The sequence below is a fragment of the Nocardia amikacinitolerans NBRC 108937 genome (assembly GCF_001612615.1).
GTDB classification, from domain to species: Bacteria; Actinomycetota; Actinomycetes; order Mycobacteriales; family Mycobacteriaceae; genus Nocardia; species Nocardia amikacinitolerans.
Genome location: NZ_BDAU01000072.1, coordinates 1 through 6,089, shown reverse-complemented (window position 1 = coordinate 6,089; position 6,089 = coordinate 1). Strand labels below are relative to the sequence as shown.

The following is a 6,089-nucleotide window of genomic DNA, read 5'->3' as shown; positions in this document are numbered from 1 at the left end:
ATTCACGACCGCGGGCTATTTCCGTCGCCGGATCAGCGCTGCTGTCGCATGAAGTACCTCAACGACATCGCCTCGGGATGCCTTTCTCAGACCGAACAGGCCAAGCAGTAGAGCAGTCAGCAAACGCAAACTCGACTGAACGATCACACCGATGGCGATCAGCCAACCGGCATCCGACAAATAGGACATGACTGGTTCCTCTCAGAAGGACCAGTCATGCGAGAAAAAAATCCGGCCTTGGCTTGGCCACGCAACGCACAACTCGAAGGTCTTGGGTTCCCTGCCTGGCCTGGCCGACCGAAGCAGCTTCTCAACCATGAAGTAAGCCGAAGCAGAGTCTACAACGCGACACCGTCGGACAGCTTCCAGCCGAACCAGGGTTGCCAGCGTGGGGACGCCGAAGGTGCTGACCCCCGCGGCCGAGGGGGTCAATTCGGCCATCGCCGCTGGAGCCAAGGCCAACTGTCAATGCCGACCCAAACCTGAGCGGAGCCTGCCGTCTCAAATCTGCGCAGCCCGGGTTGGTTAGTTGCTGGTCGTCCGGTCTTTGGCGAGGAGCTCCCGCCGCTGCCGGGTCCGGTAGGAATCACCGGTCAGGGTCAGAACCTCGGCGTGATGGACCAGGCGGTCGATCATCGCGGCTGCCACGACATCGTCGGAGAACGTCTCGCCCCAACCCCCGAACGGCAGGTTCGAAGTGACCATCATCGAACCTTGCTCGTAGCGGGAAGCGACGAGCTGGAAGAACAAATTTGCTGCGTCCTGATCGAACGGGATGTAGCCGACCTCGTCGACAATGACCAGCCGATAGCGGCGGATCTTCTTCAACTCCGCCTCGAGCTGCCCCATCTGATGCGCCGCCGACAACCGGGTAATCCAGTTGTTCGCGGTATCGAACAACACCGAATGCCCGGACTGGGCCGCTTTGACGCCGAGTCCGATCGCGAGGTGGGTCTTCCCGATCCCGGACGGCCCGAGCAGGATCACGTTCTCCGCCTTGACGAACGTGCTGGTCGCCAAGTGCGCCAACACATCCCGCCGCAACGACGGCAGGTGATCGAGGTTGAACTCTTCGAGGGTTTTGACCTGCGGGAAATGCGCGGTCGCGATCCGCATCGAGGTGCCCTTGGCCTCGCGATCAGAGACCTGGCGTTGCAGGACAGCCGCCAAATACTCTTCGTGAGACCAGTTCTCGTCGCGGGCGTGCTCGGCGAGTTCTTCCCAGCAGTGCCCGATCGTCGGGGTCTTGAGGACGCGGGTCAGGTAGTGCAGCAGGGACGGGATCCCTTCTGCCGGTTGTGTTCTGGGGGCGGCGGTGAACTTGCTCATGACTACTGGTTGCTCGCTTCGGTCGGGGGAACAGGTGTGAAGTCGACGCCGAACAGGGCGTCGTAATCGGGCAGCGGCCGCAGCATCACCGGATGCCCGTCCGCGTGGTGACGGGCCGCGCGGGCGCGGCTGTCCCGGTCGCGGGCCAGGCCGGCGCGCAGCTGCCGGGCCAGTTCGACGTGAGCGGGATCGGTGACCACGACCCGCTGCGCCCAGCAACGCTCGTGCCGGGCGACCACCTCACCCTCGCAACGGGCGACCACCGCCGTAGGTGAGGCGGTAACGTCGATGAACCGGCCGATCACTCGCGGGTCGATGGAGTAGTCAACGGTGTCGACTCGAACGTAATAGTCACGCGCCAAACGGATCCGGTGGCTGAGCCCGACAATAGGGTCGACCGGCGGCAACGGCGTCATCGCCGCATAGTCGGTGTCGAAGACCTCGATCGGGCGGCCGCCGATCGCGCGGACCGTGCGGTTGTTGGCACGGACCAGCCACTCACCCAGCTGCGTGTTGAAGTCGGCCGGCGAGGTGAACCGGCGGCCGGGCAAAAACGAGGTCTCCAGGAAACCGTTGCAGCGCTCGACCATTCCCTTGAACTCCGGGTCCCGCGGCGGCGCCAGAACGATCCTCGTCCCCAGGGTCCCCGCGAACGCCGCGGCCGGCTCGGTCACTTTCCCGCCGCCGCCGATCGCTGCTTCCCGGTCCCAGACCAGCGTTTTCGTGACCCGCCCGATCCCGGCAATCAGCTGCCACATTCCTGAGAGCAAGTCCCCGGCTTGGCGTGAGGGCAGCATCACCGCGGTCAACCACCGCGAATACGCCGAGGTCATCACCAGCACCGGCAGAACCCTGGACTGCTCGTTCCCGACCGGGATCTTCACGTCGGGAAACCACAAGTCGCACTGCGTTGTCCGGCCCGGCTCGTAGTTCACTCGGTCGACAGGGTCGACACCGGCGTATTCGGGGCGGATCTTCTGGATCCGCGCCCGCAGGATCGACGACGAGTGAGTCCATCCGATTCGCTCCGCGACCACAGTGGCAGGCATCCGAGGAAACTCCGCCAACAGTGCCCGGATCTGGGGCTCGACCCCATCGGTCAGCGACCCGGCCGGTTTGCGCTCGTATTTCGGTGGCCGGTCCGATGCCAACGCGGCCCGCACCGTGTTCCGCGCGATCCCCAGCCGCCTGGCGATCTCGCTGATCGACACACCCTCAGACCGGTACAGCCGACGGATCTCGGCCCAGTCCTCCACTGAAATCACCCTCCACAGGAGTACAGGGCTGTTCAAAATTGAGTCGGCAGTTCCTGCTCAGTATTGGGTCGGCACCGACACCAACTCCATGCTTACCCGGAGGCCTTTTGTCCGCTCACATGGATTGTGGTCAATGTCGCCTTGGGCAACGGATCGGGCAGGAACCGTTCATCGCCGGGATGGAGGTATACACATTCACCAGCTGTTCGAACTGTGCTCCAGTTGATGAACCGCTCCTCCGCAGCGCTGCCCGGCTCTGCGCTGTCGAACTCTCCATCGTGCACGCTCTCGACCGGTATCTGAGCCTCGGCGAGCGGCGTGGCATCGCTCATTACGAGGCCAAGCCTTCGACTCAGTGGAAACGTGATTCCCCAGGCCGTGAGAAACCCCACGCCGCGCCACGGGTCATGGTTTGGCCCTGGCACCAGCCCTACTGGTGCATCACAGGTTACGAGTGACCGTCGCTCGAACCGCACCAGCGTCCATGGCCTGCCGATGGCGAACTTCACAAGTTCCTCTGCCATCGTGGCTATCTGATCGATGTGAAGCGGGGGCGGAACCACCAACGGCTTTGAAGGACGCGTCGCGCGCTCCCACACCTCGGCCGCCTGCTTCTTATCGACCTCGATCCCGAAGCGATCCCTGATCCACTCTTGCGCACCGTCAGGCCCACTCAACTCGGCCTCGATTCGCGTGGTCTGGGCCATGAGGTGTCCGATATTGCGCCGGTGATCGGGGCCTCGCACGGCCTGCAACGCGATGAAATACCCGAGGCGAACGCGTTGCTCCAGAGGCAGTGGCCATACCCCATCAGCAATCGACCGGAAGACCGGCGCAGTTTCCCTCTCCACTTCCGACAGCGCCTTCTCGAAAGCGTCCGCCCCATCGGGGTGACCCTCAATTGAATAGAAGTGGTTCGTGGCGGCGGTCTTGTTGATGCTCTGGGTAAAGCGCCGATCTCCCGGCAACCGCACCGTCATTATGCGCTCGCCCTCGTCGGCGAACCCTCGGAGATAGAACTTGGGCACGGTGTGGTGCAGCTTCGCTACGGTACCCACCCGCTCGCCCCTCCCGACTCACCCAACTCGCTACCAGCCATATCAGAGTAGCCGGGCTGTCAAAGTCGATGCGGCACGCCCTTTCCGCCACATCAGCGGCCCCGTCGACGAGTCCGCAGACTGCCCGCAGCGGCACACCCAACGCCCGGCGCCCACCAACACTCCGGCTGGCGAATCCGCTGGTCAAGCTGCTACGAACAGCACCACCGACTCCACTCAACCCATGCAAACGTCGAGAGGGACAAACTCAAAACCGTTGGCTGGCAACCATGTTATGCGCTTCAATGGGCGGTTACCAAGAGCGCCAGATGGAGTTTGGACTACATGGACAGACTGAAGGGCCTGAAGCCTCAAGAGCAGGCCGCATGCTTGATTGCTGAACGAGTACTCGATGCGGTTGCTACACCTTGGGATGTAGGCGGCCGCATTGGTGCTGTTGACGCGATGCTCACACTTCCTGATGGCAGTCGCGCGGCGTTCGAAGTCACCGCACTTGCGGCCGACGGCGCTATCCAAACTGACAGTCTGCTCGACAAGGACGATAATAGTTGGCCCTTGCCTGGAAAGTGGTGGTGGACGATCCGCGTCGGTGCGCCACGAGACATTCCCCGACTTCGGGGCGCATACAGCAAGATTGCGCTCGCGTGTGAGGCCGCGGGGGTAGAAGACCCGTGGCAGCTGCTCCGCCGTGGCTATCCTGACCCGGATTTGCAATGGCTTGTCGAGGAGTCTGCTTCATCCATGGCTGGCCATGCCACTGTGCCCGCAGTCGACGGTTCTCAGGTTCGCACCGCGATGGTGGTGCCCACTGGCCGTGGGGGTTTCGTAGCTGGCTCACTCATTGGGCTTCGACCTGCTCTGGCAGATGTGTTCAGCCAATCACACTTCCCGCGCCACTTCGACAAGCTCGCCAAGACCAATGCAGACGAGCGACACCTGTTCGTCCCGATTCACTGGAGCGCGTTGCCTTTTGACGTGTTTCACAACCTCGCGCAGAGCGAAGATCTTCCGACTGAACCACCGCCGCTCCCTGCGGCGATCACTCACTTGTGGCTCGCTCCGGATTTCTCGCGACGAGTACTGCTCTGGGGTAATGAGGGATGGAGCAGTCACAACCCGTTCGACAACTGAGTAGGGCCGACCCCTGGCCCCCGTGATTGCGGGACCAGGCGAGACCGCACGCAATGAACGAATCAGAACAACGCGCTTGTCGACGCCAACCTGCGAGCTAACCAAAAGCGCCGCCCTCCAGGCTATTTGAGTCCGTCCCGCTCTGGGTCGAGTTGGCGGCGACACTGGGCGACGACGACACTTCTGACGACACCAACGACGACGCAGCAGCCGAGGTGAACCGGGTGAATGAACGGCTTACCAAGGAGCTAGAAGCCGCAGGTGACCGCCTCGCGCGCGAACTCGACGCCGCACGAAGGATGGAACAGGTTCGAAGCATCCCACCTATCTGCAAGATCCGGATGCTGCATGATGTCCGAGGAGTGAGCCCACGTACGACAACCGGTGGCAATCCGTGATCAACCCGGCGATCAGGGAGGGCGAGATGGGGACCATCTGGGGACCACACGTGGTGCTTGCGCATAGACGGCCATCCGTTCGACGGTTGTCGCGCCTTGGGCTTCAGCGTGTGTGACGTGCGTGGATGATCCGTCACCCTTCCTGGGGGTCAAGTGGTCGCAGGTTCCGATCCCCACGCACGCCATGCCGCTAGTGGCGCGAGAGTGCAAGATCTGGTTACATGGTGACGGGACAATCAGGCTAGACGGGCAGAAGAGTAGTGCCCGATGTCTCCATTGCCCCAGGCCCAATCTGCCGGGCCTTGCGCTCGCCCTCCAGCCGAAACTCAGGTTGTCGAACCCTCTTCCCCTTCTGGTGGAGACGTATCTATGCGGCACTTGGGGCCGCACGTCGAGATCCGCAGTGGGGCCACCTCCGTGGTCATTCGGTATCGCACCGGGGATCCGGTGGGGCGACGCCATTACAACTATCTGCGCGAACGATTCCGCCCCCACCTGCCGCGGGCGGCGACTCTGGGGGTCACCGCACATTGGCTCCGCCACACCACCCTGCCATCGTTGGAACGAGAGTCCGGCTGCGCGGTGGTCCGCGCGTTCGCCAGGCACCAAGGAACTACCAGGTCGGCTGGCTTTGGATGCCATGCCAGCATTCTGACGCTGTCGCGGCTGTGAGCGCTGAACCCGATGGTCGCGCATCCGTCTCGCAGACGCCCCGCTGAATCAATCCAGGTTGTTTGTCCAGACGATCCCCCTGAGTTGTCCCCTGCCGCAGCTAGGCTGCTGCTTCAGCTGCTTCTTCGACATGCCCGTGACGGTTCTGGTGAGAGGAAGAATGACGATGCCGACCGAGTCCAACGAATGGGCCGTACTCGACGATCTTCTCGGGCTCGCCCCCGAAACCGTTGAGCCGAGTACAG

General features: G+C 62.9%; 5 protein-coding genes. 2 read left to right on the top strand and 3 right to left on the bottom strand.

What is annotated here, in order from left to right:
* Window positions 1-525: 525 nt before the first annotated feature.
* The 3 genes from istB to NAM01S_RS32450 all read right to left on the bottom strand — a co-directional run bounded on the left by istB (window position 526) and on the right by NAM01S_RS32450 (window position 3,643).
* On the bottom strand, window positions 526-1,329 hold the full coding sequence (gene istB / locus NAM01S_RS32460) for an IS21-like element helper ATPase IstB (RefSeq protein ID WP_067792955.1): 804 nt from the start codon (window positions 1,327-1,329) through the stop codon (window positions 526-528).
* Between the two features lie 2 nt (window positions 1,330-1,331).
* Window positions 1,332-2,594, bottom strand: a complete 1,263-nt coding sequence (gene istA, locus NAM01S_RS32455; protein WP_157108022.1) for an IS21 family transposase — start codon at window positions 2,592-2,594, stop codon at window positions 1,332-1,334.
* Between the two features lie 83 nt (window positions 2,595-2,677).
* The gene (locus NAM01S_RS32450; RefSeq protein ID WP_067792949.1) at window positions 2,678-3,643 is read right to left on the bottom strand and encodes a DUF4238 domain-containing protein; all 966 of its coding nucleotides are present in this window, start codon (window positions 3,641-3,643) and stop codon (window positions 2,678-2,680) included.
* A 324-nt stretch (window positions 3,644-3,967) separates the two neighbouring features.
* Between NAM01S_RS32450 and NAM01S_RS35535 the strand changes: the two genes are divergently transcribed.
* On the top strand, window positions 3,968-4,774 hold the full coding sequence (locus tag NAM01S_RS35535; RefSeq protein WP_157108021.1) for a hypothetical protein: 807 nt from the start codon (window positions 3,968-3,970) through the stop codon (window positions 4,772-4,774).
* A 152-nt stretch (window positions 4,775-4,926) separates the two neighbouring features.
* Window positions 4,927-5,172 (top strand): hypothetical protein, encoded by a 246-nt coding sequence (locus tag NAM01S_RS35530; RefSeq protein WP_157108020.1) that lies wholly within the window; start codon window positions 4,927-4,929, stop codon window positions 5,170-5,172.
* Window positions 5,173-6,089: the final 917 nt, after the last annotated feature.

What these genes read in the sequence shown, in the direction of transcription:
- istB (WP_067792955.1), bottom strand. Translation starts at nt 1,329, where the DNA reads ATGAGCAAGTTCACCGCCGCCCCCAGAACACAACCGGCAGAAGGGATC.
- NAM01S_RS35535 (WP_157108021.1), top strand. Translation starts at nt 3,968, where the DNA reads ATGGACAGACTGAAGGGCCTGAAGCCTCAAGAGCAGGCCGCATGCTTG.